17 protein-coding genes and 1 tRNA gene are annotated in these 17,768 nt (G+C 40.6%); 5 read left to right on the forward strand and 13 right to left on the reverse strand.

The window, feature by feature from the left end; genetic code table 11:
- Positions 1-18 precede the first annotated feature (18 nt).
- From ACSVI6_RS05100 to ACSVI6_RS05110, 3 genes are all read right to left on the reverse strand, one after another.
- Complete coding sequence (locus ACSVI6_RS05100) at positions 19-2,460, reverse strand: DNA translocase FtsK (protein WP_491720584.1); 2,442 nt, start codon at positions 2,458-2,460, stop codon at positions 19-21.
- A gap of 63 nt (positions 2,461-2,523) precedes the next feature.
- The gene (ytpR, locus tag ACSVI6_RS05105) at positions 2,524-3,159 is read right to left on the reverse strand and encodes a YtpR family tRNA-binding protein (RefSeq protein WP_491720585.1); all 636 of its coding nucleotides are present in this window, start codon (positions 3,157-3,159) and stop codon (positions 2,524-2,526) included.
- A 22-nt stretch (positions 3,160-3,181) separates the two neighbouring features.
- Positions 3,182-3,502: a thioredoxin family protein gene (locus ACSVI6_RS05110; RefSeq protein ID WP_491716393.1), complete on the reverse strand. Its 321-nt coding sequence runs from the start codon at positions 3,500-3,502 to the stop codon at positions 3,182-3,184.
- A 117-nt stretch (positions 3,503-3,619) separates the two neighbouring features.
- Between ACSVI6_RS05110 and ACSVI6_RS05115 the strand changes: the two genes are divergently transcribed.
- Positions 3,620-3,931, forward strand: coding sequence for a hypothetical protein (locus ACSVI6_RS05115; protein ID WP_491716394.1), 312 nt, complete (start codon positions 3,620-3,622; stop codon positions 3,929-3,931).
- Here the strand turns inward: ACSVI6_RS05115 and trmB are convergent.
- Genes trmB through ACSVI6_RS05130 form a run of 3 tightly spaced genes read right to left on the reverse strand, consistent with a single transcriptional unit; the run spans position 3,918 to position 6,501 of the window.
- On the reverse strand, positions 3,918-4,562 hold the full coding sequence (trmB, locus tag ACSVI6_RS05120; protein ID WP_491716395.1) for a tRNA (guanosine(46)-N7)-methyltransferase TrmB: 645 nt from the start codon (positions 4,560-4,562) through the stop codon (positions 3,918-3,920). The genes ACSVI6_RS05115 and trmB overlap by 14 nt on opposite strands.
- A gap of 11 nt (positions 4,563-4,573) precedes the next feature.
- On the reverse strand, positions 4,574-5,770 hold the full coding sequence (locus ACSVI6_RS05125; RefSeq protein WP_491720586.1) for an ABC transporter permease: 1,197 nt from the start codon (positions 5,768-5,770) through the stop codon (positions 4,574-4,576).
- Entirely contained in the window at positions 5,770-6,501 is a 732-nt protein-coding gene (locus ACSVI6_RS05130) for an ABC transporter ATP-binding protein (protein ID WP_491720587.1), read from the reverse strand. Before ACSVI6_RS05130 ends, ACSVI6_RS05125 begins: the two co-directional genes overlap by 1 nt.
- Before the next feature lie 125 nt (positions 6,502-6,626).
- Here ACSVI6_RS05130 and ACSVI6_RS05135 point away from each other — a divergent pair, with 125 nt between their 5' ends.
- The 3 genes from ACSVI6_RS05135 to ACSVI6_RS05145 all read left to right on the forward strand — a co-directional run bounded on the left by ACSVI6_RS05135 (position 6,627) and on the right by ACSVI6_RS05145 (position 8,389).
- Complete coding sequence (locus tag ACSVI6_RS05135) at positions 6,627-7,055, forward strand: HIT family protein (protein WP_491720588.1); 429 nt, start codon at positions 6,627-6,629, stop codon at positions 7,053-7,055.
- Positions 7,056-7,057: 2 nt separating this feature from the next.
- Complete coding sequence (locus tag ACSVI6_RS05140; RefSeq protein ID WP_491720589.1) at positions 7,058-7,363, forward strand: hypothetical protein; 306 nt, start codon at positions 7,058-7,060, stop codon at positions 7,361-7,363.
- Between the two features lie 126 nt (positions 7,364-7,489).
- Positions 7,490-8,389 carry a peptidylprolyl isomerase PrsA gene (locus tag ACSVI6_RS05145; RefSeq protein ID WP_491716400.1) on the forward strand — a complete coding sequence of 300 codons (900 nt, stop codon included), beginning with the start codon at positions 7,490-7,492 and terminating at the stop codon, positions 8,387-8,389.
- Positions 8,390-8,448: 59 nt separating this feature from the next.
- Here the strand turns inward: ACSVI6_RS05145 and ACSVI6_RS05150 are convergent, their stop codons facing one another.
- The 4 genes from ACSVI6_RS05150 to ACSVI6_RS05165 all read right to left on the reverse strand — a co-directional run bounded on the left by ACSVI6_RS05150 (position 8,449) and on the right by ACSVI6_RS05165 (position 13,728).
- A complete protein-coding gene (locus ACSVI6_RS05150; RefSeq protein ID WP_491720590.1) occupies positions 8,449-10,590 on the reverse strand; it encodes a transglycosylase domain-containing protein in 2,142 nt (713 codons plus the stop codon).
- Positions 10,591-10,723: 133 nt separating this feature from the next.
- A complete protein-coding gene (gene argS, locus ACSVI6_RS05155; RefSeq protein WP_491720591.1) occupies positions 10,724-12,424 on the reverse strand; it encodes an arginine--tRNA ligase in 1,701 nt (566 codons plus the stop codon).
- A 243-nt stretch (positions 12,425-12,667) separates the two neighbouring features.
- Positions 12,668-12,738, reverse strand: a tRNA-Gly gene (locus tag ACSVI6_RS05160).
- Between the two features lie 69 nt (positions 12,739-12,807).
- Positions 12,808-13,728 carry an L-lactate dehydrogenase gene (locus tag ACSVI6_RS05165; RefSeq protein WP_491716403.1) on the reverse strand — a complete coding sequence of 307 codons (921 nt, stop codon included), beginning with the start codon at positions 13,726-13,728 and terminating at the stop codon, positions 12,808-12,810.
- Positions 13,729-13,875: 147 nt separating this feature from the next.
- Between ACSVI6_RS05165 and ACSVI6_RS05170 the strand changes: the two genes are divergently transcribed.
- Entirely contained in the window at positions 13,876-14,214 is a 339-nt protein-coding gene (locus ACSVI6_RS05170) for a DUF1516 family protein (RefSeq protein ID WP_491716404.1), read from the forward strand.
- A 39-nt stretch (positions 14,215-14,253) separates the two neighbouring features.
- Here ACSVI6_RS05170 and ACSVI6_RS05175 read toward each other — a convergent pair whose 3' ends face one another.
- From ACSVI6_RS05175 to ACSVI6_RS05185, 3 genes are read right to left on the reverse strand one after another with little or no spacing between them, the layout of a single operon-like run.
- Complete coding sequence (locus ACSVI6_RS05175) at positions 14,254-14,967, reverse strand: aspartate/glutamate racemase family protein (RefSeq protein WP_491716405.1); 714 nt, start codon at positions 14,965-14,967, stop codon at positions 14,254-14,256.
- 5 nt (positions 14,968-14,972) lie between these two features.
- A complete protein-coding gene (locus ACSVI6_RS05180) occupies positions 14,973-16,223 on the reverse strand; it encodes a carboxylate--amine ligase (RefSeq protein WP_491716406.1) in 1,251 nt (416 codons plus the stop codon).
- A gap of 4 nt (positions 16,224-16,227) precedes the next feature.
- Positions 16,228-17,766 carry a UDP-N-acetylmuramoyl-L-alanyl-D-glutamate--2,6-diaminopimelate ligase gene (locus ACSVI6_RS05185; protein ID WP_491720592.1) on the reverse strand — a complete coding sequence of 513 codons (1,539 nt, stop codon included), beginning with the start codon at positions 17,764-17,766 and terminating at the stop codon, positions 16,228-16,230.
- Positions 17,767-17,768 lie beyond the last annotated feature (2 nt).

Genomic DNA, 17,768 nt, shown 5'->3' on the forward strand with positions numbered 1-17,768 from the left:
AATAGCTACTAATTATTATTAAAGATTTAATTTTTTATAGTCATCTTCAGTAAGATATACTTCACGTGGCTTAGAACCATGTTGACCAGAAATATAATTCTGTTGTTCTAAATCATCGATCAAAGTGGCTGCACGGTTATAGCCAATTGAAAAGACCCGTTGTAATTTCGAAGTGGAAACCGTATTTTCCTTTGCAATATAAGCCAATACTTCAGGCATTAGTTCATCTTGTTGCTGAACCATATTGACCTTTTTCAACAACGACTTCGGATTAAACGCATACTTAGGCGTCCCTTGGGTCCTAACCGCAGCAGTGATGCGCTCAATTTCTTCATTGGTAACGAACGTTCCTTGAATCCGCAACGGCTGACTCTTTCCATTGCCTAAATAGAGCATGTCACCACGTCCCAAAAGACGTTCCGCACCCGCAGTATCAATAATCGTTCTAGAGTCAACTTGACTTGAAACCATGAACGCAATTCGAGTTGGAATGTTGTTCTTAATGGTCCCCGTAACAATATCAACACTTGGCCGTTGTGTGGCAACGATCAAATGAATTCCCGCTGCCCGAGCCTTTTGGGTGATTCTAACGATGTAATCCTGCACCTCAGTTGATGCCACCATCATTAAGTCAGCCAACTCATCAATGATGATCACAATGTATGGCATTTTCAATTCAGGTTGATTATTTTCATCAGCCTTGGTATTGAACTGCTCAATATTCCTAGCACCACCAGCGGCTAGCTTTTCATAACGTTCATCCATCTCCTTGACAGCCCACTTCAAAGCAGCGGAAGCCTCATTTGGTTCTGATATTACTGGGGCCAAGAGGTGTGGAAGCTTATTATAAGGGGCTAGTTCGACCGCCTTTGGATCAATCAATAATAACCGCAGTTGCGCTGGGGTCGCTTTATAAAGCAGCGATACCAATAGGCTGTTGATGAACACACTCTTCCCTGAACCAGTGGCACCGGCAATTAACCCATGGGGCATTTTTGAAATATCGGTTACCTGTGGCTTTCCAGTTAGATCGACCCCCAAAGCAATCGTCAACGGTGATTGTGCATTTTTAAATGATTGATCATCTAAAACTTCTGATAGCATTACTGGGCGCGGCTTGGGATTTGGAATTTCGACCCCCACCGTCGTCCGCCCAGGGATTGGGGCTTCAATTCGGATGTCCTTGGCGGCTAGCGCTAGTTTTAAGTCATCGTTTAGATTAGTAATTTTACTAACCTTAACCCCCAACGCTAACTTCACTTGGAACTGGGTAACGGTCGGCCCATTGGTCCAATCAACAACTTCAGCGTTAACGTGAAATGCATGTAAAGTTCGATCTAAAATTTCTGATTGTTTGATGATCCAATCATCCAAATCATCATCATCTTGGAAGTGCGGTTCATTTAACATGCTAAAGCGCGGGAACTGATAACCATGCTCGTATTCAGTCCCGCTGCTTAATAGTTCATGGCCAGATTTATCACTATCATTATTATTTGCTGGTTCGTCAGTCGGCTCATCATCAGGTGTTGGTTGCAGTGTTTTTACATCCGATGGTCGTGCGATAGCCTTAGGGTGTTCATCTTCCTGGGCTGCTTTCACTTCTTTCAAACCATCTTTGAAAAATTCCACATCTTTTTGGGCATCTTGTTCATTATTTAAGATCGCAGAAAGCGGATGCCCTAACCCACGCTTAGGGGTTTTAGAATTAGCGGACTGTTTGGTATCAACAAATGCCGATTCAGAACGCTGCGTCTTATCCTGCGGGGTTGCTTCGCTACTACTTTTACTTCGATCAACGGAATCATTCATTTCATCGGCATCGTTATCACCAACCTCAACTGATTGAGAATCAGGTTCAAAATGATGCGATGCTTTAGAAGACGGCGCTACATCAGAAGCAGACTGGATCCCCTTATCTGCATCGGATTGCTCATTTTGTAAGCGTTGATAGTATTCCTCATCACTTGTCGGATTAGCATAATGACTGCTGGCTGCTGATTCAAACCCACTGACATTTTCACTAGCATCGCTAGTGAAATCATCTGAAAATTGCTCAGCAGCAACACTTTCTGGATGTTCATCAACAGCGCCAAATTGAATTAGATCCGAATTGGCACGTGTATCCAACCCATCGTCAAATAAAATACAATCAAAATCCTGCTTATCTAATTGCTGAATTATTTTCAGATAGTAACGGCCCAGCTTAGACTCGTTTAAATATTCATCACCAACGACTCTTTTCGCATAATTGCCCTTTGGCGTAAAGGCATTTGTCATTTTAGAAATCATGTTCTCACCATTAGTTCTAAAATTCCCACTACTAGAGTCACCCGTGCCTCGGATATCTTTTCGATTGCCCCTAGTCATCTTATTGTTAGAATAACTATCTTGATTATCATTTGATTTTGGTTTTTGTAAAAAGCGTCTATAAAACGCTGGTCCATCATAGTGATTCATTTTATTCACCCTTAATTTACGTTAAATTATTAGATTATGTAAAAATAAGGAGTGACCAACTCCTTATTCAAATAGATTTTGTGCTTTTATAAAATCAAATTTAGTGCCAACTTGGTAATCATCAGGTAAGATCAACGCCCCAGGTTTTTGAGGCGCGTTCGGCAACCTAAGTTCCCTTCCAGAACAGATCATCCCATCGCTTGTAACGCCCTTTAATTCACCAGGCCAAATTATCAAGCCACTTGGCATCATCGTCCCGACTTCTGCAACCACAACTTTGATGTCTGCTTGCATGTTCGGAGAACCGCTGACAATTTGAAGGGTCTTGCCATCTTGGACCTCAGTTTCAGTGATTTTAAGGTGGGTCGACTTAGGATGGTCAGTAACCGTCTTTACGTACCCCACCACGAATTTAGGCTCTTCATCAACGACTAGTTGATCTGTAAAACCAGCATCCTTTAGAACAACGTTCAATTTAGCAACGTCATCTGCGGTCATAGTTACTTGTCCGTTTTGATCCTTTAACGCTGGTAAAATCTGACTCGCTGCAAAAAAGTTAAATCCCAAAGTTTGTCCAGATTCTGCTGCTGAGACTTTGAAAACATCACCTTTATGTTCAACGACTTGGTCTTCAACATCTGGGTGCATTATTACAACTAAAACATCCCCCATTTGGGATGGATTATAACTTGCTATCACTTTTGTATCATTCCTTCTAAAATTAGTTTAAAGAGCCGATAAAGTTTTCGACTTGCGCTTGCGTCTTGCGTTCCTTATTAACGTATCTGCCCACTTCTTCACCGTTTTCAAAGGCAACGAAGCTGGGAATGCCAAAAATATTTAATTCAGCAGCTAAATCAATGTTATCATCTCGATCAACTGAAAGAAAAGTGTATTCGGGGTGATTGGCAACAATTTCAGGCATTGCTGGTTTAATAACAGTACAGTCAGGACACCAACTAGCGGTGAAAAAAAGCATGTACTTACCGTTGGCAATCTTTTGCTTTAGTTCTGATAAGTTCATTGGTTGTAATTCTTCCATGGTTATTCCTCCCTTTAAATCCATGCTAATAATTATAACTTAAATCACAAGCAAATTATTCTGTTTTGATTATAATAATAGTATAGCGTCAAATTCAATAGAAATCAGGTGTAATTATTGAAAAATAGAACGAAAATGAAAATGGGGCTCAGCATTATTGCTGTTGCAGCTTTAGGATTTATCAAAGCAGGCGTGCACGCTAAAATTGAAAAAAGAATCTATCAACAACTCCACCGCCAGTTTGCGCTTCAAAAGATCTATGGAACATGGTTACGGCCCGAATATCAATTAATTACCGAAAATTATTACCTCGGTGGGATCAACATCTTAGATCATCAAACAATTATTGAATATCAATTTACTGCCAATCAACGAGGTCAAATCATCGATCTTTATAAAACAGATATACACCCAATTAAGCAGTTTTAAACGTTATCACAATTTTATAGATTGGGCCGTTTTGACTAAACTTAGCTTCGTATTCAGTTTCAACGTTTTCAGCCTGTTCAGGACTATTGTGTAGATCTAAAGATACAAACTCAAAGTTGGTCCCAAACTGATTGAACGAAATCAATGAATATTCAAACAGTCCCCGATTATCAGTCTTAAATTCAAGTTGATGACCAGCTTTTAATACGTCTCGATAGCTAGCTAAGAAATCAGGTGAGGTCAATCTGCGCTTGGCATGCCGCTTTTTAGGCCAGGGGTCAGAAAAGTTAAGGTACATCTTATCAATTTCTCCCGCCTTGAACAGCGTATTGACCAAAGCGCCGTCGGTTTCCACTAATTGAACGTTGGTCAGACCCTCTTCGACTAACTTCCGCAAGGCGACCGCAATTACTGACTCTTGTAGTTCGATTCCGATGAAATTGATTTCGGGATTGCGTTTGGCCATTTCAATGATGAATTGCCCCTTCCCAATCCCGATTTCTAAGTGGATCGGTTGTTGCTTTGTAAAGCGTTGGTTCCATTTTCCCACCCATTCTTCGGCATTGGTAACGATTAGTTCAGGTTTAGATTCGATGTAGGGCTTGGCCCATGATTTATGTCTTACTCGCATTTGAAACTCCTTTAGTTTAACTTCTTGTTAATTTTATTAGTGATCAATTGATTCGTGAGCGCCCAAACCTCAGCAAGATTTAAAATCAAGCTAAGCCCAGCTGTGACGATTGAATGACTTCCAATCAAGGTCATGATCGAGAAAATAACGGCTGAAACCAGCAATAAGATTGAAATAATCCTTTTAAAACTGGCAATTTGGAGCTGGGGAGCAACTGGATAGACGTGGGTGAACACATTGTTAGCAAAGTGAAAATAAAATGGAATTAATTGAAAACCGATCAAGTACAGGAACAACAACCCAATTAAAATTGGGAGGTAGGTCCCACCAACCCCAACTAATAGGATTGCGCCAATCACCGTTAACCTAATGTGTAAGCCACTATATTCACCATTTCTGACGATTGAGCGCCCGTAAAGGTATAAATAAACGTTCTTGGGCGTCACTTTGATTCTATTGATCAAGAAATCAAGGTAGCGGCGCCGTTTAGTCGTCCCTTGAATGTTTGGAACGTCGGTAAAGAGGTTGAAGAACTTGTAAAGCGCAAGCATTCGCGTATCTTCCATTTCGATTAAATAACGCCAATCAAGCGATTTATTAGCAAGGTGCCGTTGTTTAGCAGCTGTCATAACCAGATATAAAGCGCTGATCAGCATCCCTAAAGCGGGAATTAAAACTGTAATCCCTAGTGCAACCACGTTTAGCAGCCACTTAAGTCGCAGATGCGATTGGTGGTAGTAAGCTTGATTCAAAGCTCCATCAATGTCGGCACTCTTCAAGAAGACCATCGTCAATAAAACCCCCACCAGATCGAACAAACTCCAATTCATCGTTACCCGCATAAATGGTAATAACACGAACCAAATTGCTAATTGGGGGAGCAACGCCATTAAAATACTATAATTACGTGCTGATTTTAAATAATTGACCATCTCGGCTTCCCGTGGAATTAAGAAAACCCGATCAGCTGGTTCGATCAGCGTTGCGAGGTGACTAAAAACTTGGCCCATTAGGGTCACTAATAAAATAACGATTCCTGACCACCAAAGCCCAGGGTGCAATTGCTTCAAGAGGTTCGAATATGATAGTCCCAGCCCCCCGATCAAAAACATCAGTGCAATCACAAAAAAGTCATTGAATACATAACGCATATACTTGGCCATTTCACCTAGATGGTGGGCTAAACGTTGTTTAAATAAATCGCTCATTACGCCTCACCCTTGGCTAGCGCAAGATAGATGTTGTTCAAAGAATCGCCCGCATTCGGGAATGCTTCCTTGATTTTAGCTAGGTCCCCTTCAATCTTAATTTGACCATCGTTGATCAATACAAAGCGATCACAAAAGCGTTCGGCAGTGTCTAAAACGTGCGTTGACATTAAAATACTGCAGCCCTGTTTTTTACGATCTTTAATCAACGCCAATAAATCGTTAACTGCCAGCGGATCAAGCCCTAAGAATGGTTCGTCGATCACGAACATCTTGGCATCGGTCATAAACGCACAAACGATCATCACCTTTTGCTTCATCCCCTTGGAAAAGTCAACGGGGAACCATTCCAGTTTGTTATCGAGTCGAAACGTTTTTAATAGCTGGTGGGCCTTTTCCCACGCCTGATCATGGTCAAGTGAATACGCCATGATCGTCATTTCAATGTGTTCACGCAGCGTTAATTCGTTATATAACACCGGAATTTCTGGAATGTAGGCGAGCTGTTGTTTATACTTTTCATTATTGTTGGTAATTTGATACCCGTTAATCTCGATCGACCCTGAAAATGGGGTTAATAACCCGATAATGTGGTTGATCGTAGTGGACTTTCCAGCTCCGTTGAGCCCAATCAATCCCACTAGTTCACCGTCTTGAACGTCAAATGAAACATCCTTTAATACGGGAACTTGTGAATAGCCCCCAATTACGTTTTTTACCTCTAAGGACAATTCAATTCCTCCTCTATTTTTGGTTTAACTATATTATAGCATAATGAAAAGATGACCCTTTATTTTCAAAAGCATTTTTGGATAGTGTATAATTAACTTAATAAATAATAAGGTAGGTAATTAATATGACTGATTGTATCTTTTGTAAAATTATCAACGGGGATATCCCCAGCTACACTGTTTATGAAGACGACGTTATCAAAGCGTTTTTAGACATCTCACAAGCCACTCCTGGCCACACGTTAGTGATTCCTAAAAAGCACGTTCCAAACATCTATGAATATGATGCTGACTTTGCCAGCCAGGTCTTTGCCCGCATCCCTAAGATCGCCCGTGGAATCCGTAAATTCAACCCTGATATCAAAGGGATGAATATCGTCAACAACAATGGTGAAGTGGCCTACCAATCCGTATTTCACTCCCATTTTCATTTAATTCCTAGATATTCAAATAAGGACGGCTTCAGCATGGACTTTGCGGATAATTCTGGGCAATACGATGACGCTAAATATAATGAAATTGCACATGCAATTAAGGAACAAGTGGAGGAATAAGCATGAAGGGATTAGCCAAGTTAGTCGGTGTTTCAGCTGGTGCGCTGGTGGTCTATTTAGTGGCAAACCGTGAATCACCTCAACAATTCTTTACGAATGTTAAAAATTTTGCAATTCAAAAAACTGAGCAAGCCCAAAAATTTAATCATGACCGCGCTCAATTCACGGATGCGTTGAATAAATTCAAAGCTGAATTAACCAGAAGTCAAAAAACAATTAATGACGTTCAAACTATCATCAGCGAATATTCATTTGAAATTCAACCCCACCTCGATATCATCAATCAAACGATCAAAAAGTTAAAATAGTCGTTTCATTTAATTTTTGTTTAAGGTCAATTTTGCATGTGTCGATGAAATCCGAATTGTGTTATATTGGAACATGTTGAATATCAATACTTATATTAATTTTGTACGAATGGATGTGTTTTTTTTATGAAAAAATGGCTAGTTGGAGTAGCCGGAGTATTTTTGAGTTTAACCTTAGCAGCCTGTGGTAGTTCCGCTGTTGCAACTACTAATGGTGGTAAGATTACTCAAAGCCAATACTACAGTAGCTTGAAGGAAACTTCTAATGGTAAACAAGTCCTTCAACAAATGATTTTGAACAAGGTACTTGAAAAAAACTATGGTAGCAAGGTTAAAGATTCACAGGTTAACAAGCTATTTAATCAATACAAGTCCCAATATGGATCACAATTTAGTGCAGTTCTTCAACAACAAGGACTTACTAATTCAACTTTCAAGGGCCAAATTAGAGATAACCTCTTGTTAGAACAAGCAGTTCGGGCTAACACTAATTTCTCCGATTCAGCACTTCAAAAGCAATTCAAGAGTTACCAACCTAAGATTACTGTTAACACGATCTTAGTTGCTAAGAAGTCAACCGCTGAAACTGTAATTAGCCAACTTAAGAGCGGCACTAGTTTCGCTACCTTAGCTAAGAAGTACTCTACTGATACTTCCACTAAGAACAAGGGTGGACGGCTACCAGCATTTGATAACACTTCATCATCTGTTGACTCCGCATTCAAGAAGGCAGCATATAAGCTTGAAAAGAAGGGTGACTACACTACTACCCCTGTTAAGACTCAATATGGTTACCAAGTAATTCAAATGGTTAACCACCCTGCTAAGGGGAGTTACAAGGATCACGTTAGCGAATTGAAGGATCAAATCGTAACTTCAGAAATGTCAGATAGTACTGTATTACACAACATCGTTGCGAAAGTACTTAGAAACGGTAACGTTGACATCAAGGATAACCAATTAAAGGATATTCTAGCTAGTTACATCACTTCAGAAAGCTCCGATTCATCAAGTAGCAAAAAATAATTAACCAAAAAAAGTCCTACTGAATTTAATATTCAGTAGGACTTTTTTAGTCCGTAATTTTACTTGCCACCAAGGAATTGTTTAGCATCATTGAACCATTTACTAGTTTGTTTTTTCACTTTATCAAAACCACTTTCAATGTTCTTACCAATGCTATTGCTGCCATTCTTAACATTATCCCAAATGTTAGAACTACTACTACTGTTATTACTACTGTTTCGTTCATCAATAATCGTTTGGGCATCCTTAACGTCAAATTGAGTCTGCTTAGTAGTCGGAATGATTGAGGTCATTTCACTCTTAAATAGAGGCCCAATTCCAGTTCCACTAAGGTTTTCAAGATGATGATTGCTATTGGTATCATCAAAGCCTTCCCAAGTAGCGACCACCGCATTCGGCGTATAACCAATGATCCACTTATCACGAGTTGCATCAGCATCGGCTGTCGAATCGGCCTCTGTACTACCAGTTTTTCCGGCCACTTGATAGCCATATGGCTTTGCATCGACTCCGGTTCCGTTATCAAAAACGCCTAGCATCATACTAGTCATATTTTTAGCGGTCGTCGCAGACATCACCCGCGTCCCCTTTTGTTGCGCAGTATTATCAATCACCACGTTCCCAGAGGCATCAACGATTTTACGAATATAGTAAGGTTTGGTAGCTACCCCATCATTGGCAAACGCTGTATATGCACCAGCCATTTGTTGGGGAGAAACCCCAGTTGAAAGTCCACCTAGTGCTAATGAAAGGTTCTTATCACTATTAGAAAGCGGAATTCCAAATTTCTTTACCGATTCATAACCACTTTGAATCCCGATCTTGTTTAATAACCAAACTGCAGGCGCATTCATACTTTGGGCCAATGCTTCATACATTGGGACCTTCCCAGTATATTGGTCGTCATAATTTTGTGGGGTATATTTATTTTTACCATACGACTTCTTTGCGTTGACTAGTTCTGAGTCAAAATTATAGCCATTCTCCAACGCTGGAGTATAGACCGCAAGTGGCTTCATGGTCGAACCAGGTTGACGTTTCATCTGGGTAGCACGATTATAACCCCTAAAAACGTGTTTACCACGACCACCCACCACTGCATTTACGCCCCCAGTTTGTGGATTGACAGAGATCGAAGCCGCTTGGACCTTGGTTCCATCAGCAGCATTGTTCGGGAACATGCTAGGATCATTAAAGTTATTTTGCATTGCAGTTTGCTGACTTTGGTTCAAGTTAGTATAAATTTTATATCCACGGTTCATAATATCAGCTTCACTCAGCCCGTACTTACTAATCGCTTCATTGATAACTGCATCAAAGTAATAAGGATAACGATAACTATCCTTATAGGTATAATTATCCTTAACTTCAATTGGTTGCGCCTTGTACCTAGCAGCTGCCGCCCTAGTCAGTTTGCCATTTTCGACCATTAAGTCCAAGACGGTATTCCGACGTTGTAAAGCTAATCTAGGGTGATCAATCGGATTATAACCACTCGGATTCGTCAACATCCCTGCTAGCACCGCTGCATCTTGAACTGGTAGGTTCTTGACCGATGTCCCAAAGTAACGCTCTGCGGCATCGCTGACCCCATAGACGCCATTACCAAAGTAGGCATTATTCATGTACATCGTTAAAATTTGATTTTTAGAATAGACGTTTTCAACCTGAATCGAAATAAACAGTTCCTTCAACTTTCGAGAAAAGGTTTGTTCTTGTGATAGATAGGCGTTCTTCACTAGTTGTTGGGTGATCGTACTTCCCCCACCACTAATGTAATCATGCCCTAAAACTTTATTTTTCAACCACAAGAGGCCGGCACGGCCAAACCCGCTAACTGAAAAACCATGTTCACTATAGAAATGCCGATCTTCAGTAGATAGGATCGCATCTGGAACGTTTTGCGAAATGTTTTTCATTCCAACGTAGGTTCCCTTTTGAGAGTATAACTCCCCAGCCTTTTTATTACTAACATCGTAGATAACAGTTGAACGTTTTAACGATGAATTAAGATTTTGAACGTCCATTGTTTTGGCAACGAACGTTAAATAGGTGCTCATCGAAAAAATAATTCCCATTACGACCATAATAATCCAACGATTAATATGATAACGATGCCAAATATACTTTTGCACTTTTCTAAATTTTTGCCAGTAGGTGTGTGTGAATTCCCCCACCGAACTAGATTGATTCTGTTTCATTAAAGGCATTTCGCCCCCTTCAAATATTAACCTTAATTGTACCATAATTAAGATATTTGATATGATTTTGGTAATAATTTTAACGATTTAAACCAAAAAATCTGCCATTATAAAATGACAGATTTTTAATAAATTACATTTCATCGGGTGACTTAACACCTAATAGTCTTAATGATTCCTTCAATACGATTGAGACACTCTTAACTAATGATAAACGGGCATTTAGCATTTGCTTATCATCAAGGATGCGAGTATGGGCGTAATATTTATTGAATGCCTTTGCTAAGCGTAAGGAATACTTCGCAATTACTGATGGTTCAAAGTCAGCACATGCGTCCTTAACGATCATTGGGAAGTCATTCAATAATTTGATGATCTCCCATGATTCAGGATCGTCTAAGTCACGGCTGCTACTGTCTGCATTGAATTCTGGAACCCGTCTTAAAATACTTTCTGCCCGCACTCTGGAATATTGAACGTATGGACCTGTTTCCCCTTCAAATCTTAGTTGATCTTCTAGCACAAAGTCGATACTATCCATCTTATCGTTCTTCAAGTCACCAAAGATAATGGCTCCCACACCAACTTCTTGAGCCACTGTATCCTTGTTCTTAAGATCTGGATTTTTCTCTTCGATTTGTTGCTTAGCCAATGCAATCGAATCATTCAATACTTCGTCCAATAGGATGATCCGCCCAGAACGCGTTGAGAGCTTCTTACCGTTCACAGTGATCAAGCCAAATGGAATGTGGTGTAAGTCCTTAGCAGAAGGCACACCCATTTCTTCTAGGACGGCCTTTAGTTGCTTGAAGTAATAAGTTTGTTCTGAACCAACCACGTAGAGGTTCATTGCGGGATGGTATTCACGATCACGGTAAATTGCAGTCGTAATATCACGGGTAATGTATAGTGAAGCCCCATCGCTCTTTAAGATCAAGGCAGGGTTTAAGTTATACTTGCTCAAGTCAACGATTTGCGCCCCCTGTGATTCCTTTAAAAGATGCTTATCTTTTAACATTTGAATCACTTCTGGCATCTTGTCATTGTAAAATGCTTCCCCATTATAGGTATCAAACGTAACACCTAATTTAGCGTAAATTTGGTTGAAGGCTTCCAATGATACGGAGCGGAACCACTTCCATAGTTCAGTGGCTTGCTTATCACCATGTTCTAGCTTACTGAACCATTCCCGAGCTTCATCGTCTAATTCTGGGTGTTCAACGTCTTCCTTATGGAATTTAACGTAGTATTTCACTAAGTAGTTGATTGGATCGCGTTTAACGTCTTCTTCGTTCCCCCACTTCAGATAAGCGGTGATCAACTTCCCAAATTGGGTCCCCCAATCACCTAAATGGTTATCCTTGATTGGGTGGTAGCCGTTCTTAGCTAAAATGTTGGCAACGGCGTTTCCAATTACAGTTGAACGCAAGTGCCCCATTGAAATGGGCTTGGCAATGTTTGGTGATGACATATCAATTGGCACGTTCCCATTTTTACCATCTTGATTTTGACCGTAATCTGCTTTTTGGGATAGAACGGTCGTTAAAACATCACGACTAAATTCAGGCTTGCTCAGGAAAAAGTTAACATATGGTCCCATTGCAACGACCTTTTCAAAACCAGTTGCATCGATCTTATCAACTAGGTCATTGGCAATCATTTGCGGTGCCTTGCGTAAGACCTTCGCCAATGTAAAGGTAGGAAAGGCAAGGTCCCCCATCTTGGAGTCCTTGGGCCGTTCGATTTTTTGTAATACGGTTTCTTGGTCTAAGCCAGATTCAGCATCAAGTGCAGAACTAATCAACGCAGCAACTTGTTGTTTGTATTTATCCATGTCATTTCCTCCTGAAAAATTAAAAAGTCCCTTGCAAATAAAATTTGCAAGAGACGGATGGTTTTATAATCCGCGGTACCACTCTAATTGATATGATTATCCGCTTAATATTCAAAATTTAAAATCTAAAAAGCACGCCTTCAAGACCATGGATAATTCGGCTCGCACCATCCCGAAATCGCTACATATTCATAAGTCCCTACTACTCTTTTATCATTGATTGATTTATCGAAGATTCGATAAAGCGGGTAACGAGAATCGAACTCGCGACCTAAGCTTGGGAAGCTCATATTTTACCACTAAACTATACCCGCATTACAATAAAATATTGTAACACATTCAAAATAAAAAGTCACTACCTAAATGGTAATGACTTTTTATTTTTAGCTATACTTCTTTACGTTCCCCTTGATAAAGTCAGCTGATTTTTGTAACTTGGCTTGTTCTTCAGGAGTTAAGTCTAATTCAACTCGTTTTACAACACCCTTCCGACCAACAACGGCTGGATATGATAAGTAAACGTCTAAATCAGGTTGATAGTTAGAAACTGGTAACACGCTCAATGAATTGGATAAAACAGCATTGGCTAATTTAACTGCGGCAGTGGCCACCCCGTAATTAGTGTATTGCTTCCCCTTGAAGACTTCGAAACCACCCTTACGAGCACCATCATCTAAAGCATCTAGATCTAGGCCGTTTTCAGCAGCTAATTCTGTGATTGGCTTATCAAAAACGGTTACGGTCGACCAAGCAGTAAATTGAGAATTACCGTGTTCCCCTAAGTTGTAACCATGAACTGAATGGGGGTCAACGTGTAATTGTTCACTGACTTCACGTAACATTCGTGCTGAATCCAATAAAGTTCCAGTCCCGATCACTTGATTCTTTGGTAAGCCAGTGTATTTTTGATAGAATGAAGTAATTACATCACAAGGGTTAGAAATATCAACTAACACCCCGTTAAAACCAGATTCTTTAAGGTTTTCAGCAACTTCTTTTACCTGAGCACTGGTAAATGGTAATTCAGCAAATCGGTCTGAAGATTCACTACTTTGTAAGCTAACCTTCCCCATTGCTGAGATCACTACGTCGGCATCCTTTAATGCTGAATAATCATTAACCGTAATATTTGTATGGAATGGTAAATTAGGCATTGCATCTCTTAAATCAACTGCATCTGAGACGACCTTGGCTTCATTGGTGTCGATCATCACCAATTCATCCGCAAATCCTGCTGAAACTATGTAATGGGCAACCGTTGAACCAACGTGCCCACTTCCGATTACACCGATCTTTCTTGTCATAAACAATCACCTCAAAAATTAATTTTTAATTAGAATACAGTAACAATATAACACTTATATTATTATTTTGCACGCATCCTTTAATAATTCTTAAATTTAAGTATGCTAAAATGAGAATATAATTTAATTTTAAAGGGGGCCATCTCGATGTGGGTCACATTGAACTTTGTGCTATGGGGATTATTGATTATTTCACTCATCACTGGTTTCACTCGCGACTATGCAAAACGAATTATTCAATCGCTGATTTGGTCCAGGATCTTTTATTTTTTGATCATCAGTAGTCAATTCGTGATTAGCATTCGGATCTTTCACCATAGTGCGATTTCCGTTATCATTAGTGACGTGCTTTGCATTATCTCAGTCGCAGTGATCGAACGGAGTTATCAAAAATTAGAATCACAAGTCCTAACGCGCTTGGATACACTTGGATTATCTTGCACTATTTTAGCGGCAATCATTGCCCAATCACTTGCACTAAGGTAAAAAAAGATCCCAAAAGTTATTTCAACTTTTGGGATCTTTTTATTTTGCTTTTCGATACTGTTCAGCTAGTGCGATCGTGCGATCTACTAATACTGATTGCGCATCCATTACGGGATAGGAATGGTTACCAGCCCGTTCTTCAGCAACAGATAACTCGGTACAGCCCAGGATGACGATGTCACTTTTTAATTCGTTGACCATTCGATCTAAAATATGGTGATAACGCTCCTCATTGACCGTCCCGTTTTCCTTGATGTCATGATAGATCAGGTTCATGGTCTCATTTCTGATCTCATCAGTAGGCTTCACGACTGTTAAACCGGCCGCCTTGATTTCATGGTCATAAACCCCGTCATGTAGCGTTCCGTTAGTGGCAATCAATCCGACACGCTTAACAGCTGGATACTTATTTTTGATCTCCTTTACCGCTTCACGGGGCATGTGTAAAATTGGCACGTCCGTTTGCGACTGTAACTCATCAAAAAAGTAGTGCGCCGTATTACAGGGTAACGTAAAAAAGGCGGGATGCAACTGTGATTGTTGTTTAATATCTTCAATTAAATCAGGGAGCGGACTGGGTTTGGTATGGTCCAAAATGTACTCAGTCCGATCTGGGACCGTCGCATGGTTAACCAAGATATAATTTAAATAGTCTTGATCGCGATGGGCCGGTGTCCGTTGATTCAAAAGGTGGATATAACTTTCAGTCGCTTCGGTCCCCATTCCCCCGATAATCGAAAAAAAGTGCTTCATTCGAACTACCCCTTATTAATTGCAAAGTACTTCGCAAAATTCTTACTATAATTGTGGAACATCCACTTCATCAATGCCCACCGTTTTAAATTGCGGTCCTTGGAATACCAGAATGTCGTGCCGTATTGATGCTTATCAATCAGTTTCAGCGCGGCATGCTTTTCAACATTGTCCTTGGCGTATTGCTTGAAAACTGAAACACTGACCCCTAACCAGAGGTAATATTTTTCAGGATCATCATTCGCATAGACGGTTGGCTTAGTATCGAGGGAGTCAAAGGCGTAGTCTTGGACGACCCAATCCGCTAAATTATAGCCATTCAAGGTAACAAAGAAACTACTCCGCCCTTGCCGCAGATTAATTTCAAATAACTTGAACGAACCATCCCGCACGTCGTATTTCATATCAAAATTAGCGTACCCAGTAAAACCAATCTTTTCTAAAAACGTTTTAATTTGATCATAGATGACCTGGTTGTACTCTGGAATAATCGCAACGTAATTGCCGATCGCAGATGGTGCACAATCTTCTAATAACGGATGACCTAAACACATCATCTTAACATGGTGGTTCTTATCCACATAGGCATTCAAGACCCGCATATTACTGTCGTCACCCGGAATGAAGTCCTGCAAGATCAAATCAGATTGGTACCCATTATCATAAATCTTGCCAACGATTTCATTAAATTCCTTTTCAGACTTGATCGTAAACGCCTTTTTGCGTCCCTCGAAGTGCACATCGAGCCATTCCACACTGTTCGTCGGTTTCAAAGCGACTGGATAGCCAAATGGTTGCTCGATTGGCTCAGCGTCTTCATACATATCCTTGCTGATGATCTTAGTCTTTGGGTAGGGCAGGTCATACTTATCACAGGTCTTGTAAAAATTTTCCTTACTGTTCAATTGCCGAATCAAATCATAATCTACGTACGGACAAACGAACACATCTTCTAACTCTTTTTTATGCTTCGAGATCAATTCAGCATAACCATCCCCACACCCAATTAAGATGACGGGTTCTGGATGATTAGCATAACGTTCTTTTAATTTTAACATTGCTTGGATCCATGCTGGATCTTCACTAAAGCCTGGAATCAGCTCTAAATCAACGATCTTAGTGAACCGTGTCGGCGCTAACTGAATTTCGGCATACGCCTTCACTGGTTTACCATACTTTTCATAAAGTGAGCGTGCCATTCCATAACAATTAAAATCACTCCCCAACAAAATCGGGGTAAATTCTGTTTCACTCATTATTTTAGAATCCCTTCAAGATATTTTTAACTACTACCGAATCGGTTTCGTAGGGCACATCGACGCCATTGATCTTTTGATATGGATCGCGTCCCTTACCAGCGACTACGACCATGTCGTGTTCACCAGCTGCATTGATTGCCCGTTCAATCGCTTGTTTGCGGTCCATTTCAAAGTGCACCTCAACTCGGTGATGATCAATGTGGGCATCGATTTCATTTGCAATTGCTTTTGGATCTTCAAATGCTGGATCATCAGTCGTAAGAAAAGCCACATCGGCGCTTTCGGTCAAGGCCTTGCCGAACCCTTCACGCCGATCTTCACCCTTATTTCCAGGACTACCGACCACAACGATTACCCTCCCTGCTGGATTTTCACGTTTTAAGAATCCTAGCAGGGCGTGCATACTAGCGTAGTTATGGGCATAATCAACGTAAACCGTTCCATGGCCATTAGCATGATAACTTTCCATTCGTCCAGGAATCAAAACGCTAGCCAGCCCGCGATCAATCTGCTCTGCATTGGCACCAGCCAAAGCAGCGGCAATGATTGCAGCCATCGCATTCGATTCATTATAATCACCAGCAAGCGCTAGTTGATAATCAGCTGCAATTGATAACCGCTTTGCCCGTTCATCATTTGCAAATACCTTAATTGCATTATGTTCCAGGGTATCTGCAGTACTGATGTAACTAAAATCGATCGGTAACGGTAATTGAGTTTTAGCATGTTTACGAGCGAACAAATAGATATCAGCTGGTTGAGAAGTCGCCTTGGCAGTTTGATAAACGTCATTCAAGTAATCAGTCTCAGCATTAATAATGCAGACCTTCGAATTGACCAATAGTTGTTCTTTGCAATGCAAGTAATCAGCAAACGTCGGGTGTTCATTGGCTCCGATATGATCTGGTGAAATGTTCAAGAAGATTCCGACGTCAAAGTGTAATCCATAGACCCGATTTTTCTTGTATGCTTGCGATGATACTTCCATCACCAAAGTTGTCATCCCGTTAGTAACTGCCATTCGCATATTCTTAAAAACATCTAGTGATTCTGGAGTAGTCAGATGGGACTTAAAACGTTGACTCGCTTTGGGCCCAACGACCGTATCAATGGTTGAAAACATTGCGGTCCGCCCGTTCGTTACTTCCTGCAAACTAGCATCGGTAAAGTAAGAAGCAGTCGTTTTCCCCTTCGTCCCAGTATAGGCGATAATGAATAGCTCATTTTGGGGATAACCATAAAATGCCGCTCCTAATAAGGCCATTGCTTTTTGCACATCACTGACAATGATTGCAGGTAAGGAAGCCGCAGCAGTGGGCTGTTCTTGTTCAGCTAAGTAACCAGTGGCACCATTGTTAACGGCAGCCGTCAGGTATTCGGGTTTAAAATTGCCCTTGCAACAGAATAACCCATTGGCTTTGATCGCCCGAGAGTCATATTCAATATTTGTAAAGCTAACTTGGTCGATCGGCCCTACGACCTTGGTCAACAGTGCGTGCTCTTGTAGTAGTGTGATAATTTCCGCGCTTTTTAAAGCCACTG

Source organism: Nicoliella sp. ESL1106 (assembly GCF_058509965.1).

Bases quoted from the DNA above. Each gene is read 5' to 3' on its own strand.
- ACSVI6_RS05100 (WP_491720584.1), bottom strand. From the start codon at position 2,460: ATGAATCACTATGATGGACCAGCGTTTTATAGACGCTTTTTACAAAAA.
- ACSVI6_RS05110 (WP_491716393.1), bottom strand. From the start codon at position 3,502: ATGGAAGAATTACAACCAATGAACTTATCAGAACTAAAGCAAAAGATT.
- trmB (WP_491716395.1), bottom strand. From the start codon at position 4,562: ATGCGAGTAAGACATAAATCATGGGCCAAGCCCTACATCGAATCTAAA.
- ACSVI6_RS05125 (WP_491720586.1), bottom strand. From the start codon at position 5,770: ATGAGCGATTTATTTAAACAACGTTTAGCCCACCATCTAGGTGAAATG.
- ACSVI6_RS05135 (WP_491720588.1), top strand. From the start codon at position 6,627: ATGACTGATTGTATCTTTTGTAAAATTATCAACGGGGATATCCCCAGC.
- ACSVI6_RS05140 (WP_491720589.1), top strand. From the start codon at position 7,058: ATGAAGGGATTAGCCAAGTTAGTCGGTGTTTCAGCTGGTGCGCTGGTG.
- ACSVI6_RS05145 (WP_491716400.1), top strand. From the start codon at position 7,490: ATGAAAAAATGGCTAGTTGGAGTAGCCGGAGTATTTTTGAGTTTAACC.
- ACSVI6_RS05150 (WP_491720590.1), bottom strand. From the start codon at position 10,590: ATGAAACAGAATCAATCTAGTTCGGTGGGGGAATTCACACACACCTAC.
- argS (WP_491720591.1), bottom strand. From the start codon at position 12,424: ATGGATAAATACAAACAACAAGTTGCTGCGTTGATTAGTTCTGCACTT.
- ACSVI6_RS05165 (WP_491716403.1), bottom strand. From the start codon at position 13,728: ATGACAAGAAAGATCGGTGTAATCGGAAGTGGGCACGTTGGTTCAACG.
- ACSVI6_RS05170 (WP_491716404.1), top strand. From the start codon at position 13,876: ATGTGGGTCACATTGAACTTTGTGCTATGGGGATTATTGATTATTTCA.
- ACSVI6_RS05175 (WP_491716405.1), bottom strand. From the start codon at position 14,967: ATGAAGCACTTTTTTTCGATTATCGGGGGAATGGGGACCGAAGCGACT.
- ACSVI6_RS05180 (WP_491716406.1), bottom strand. From the start codon at position 16,223: ATGAGTGAAACAGAATTTACCCCGATTTTGTTGGGGAGTGATTTTAAT.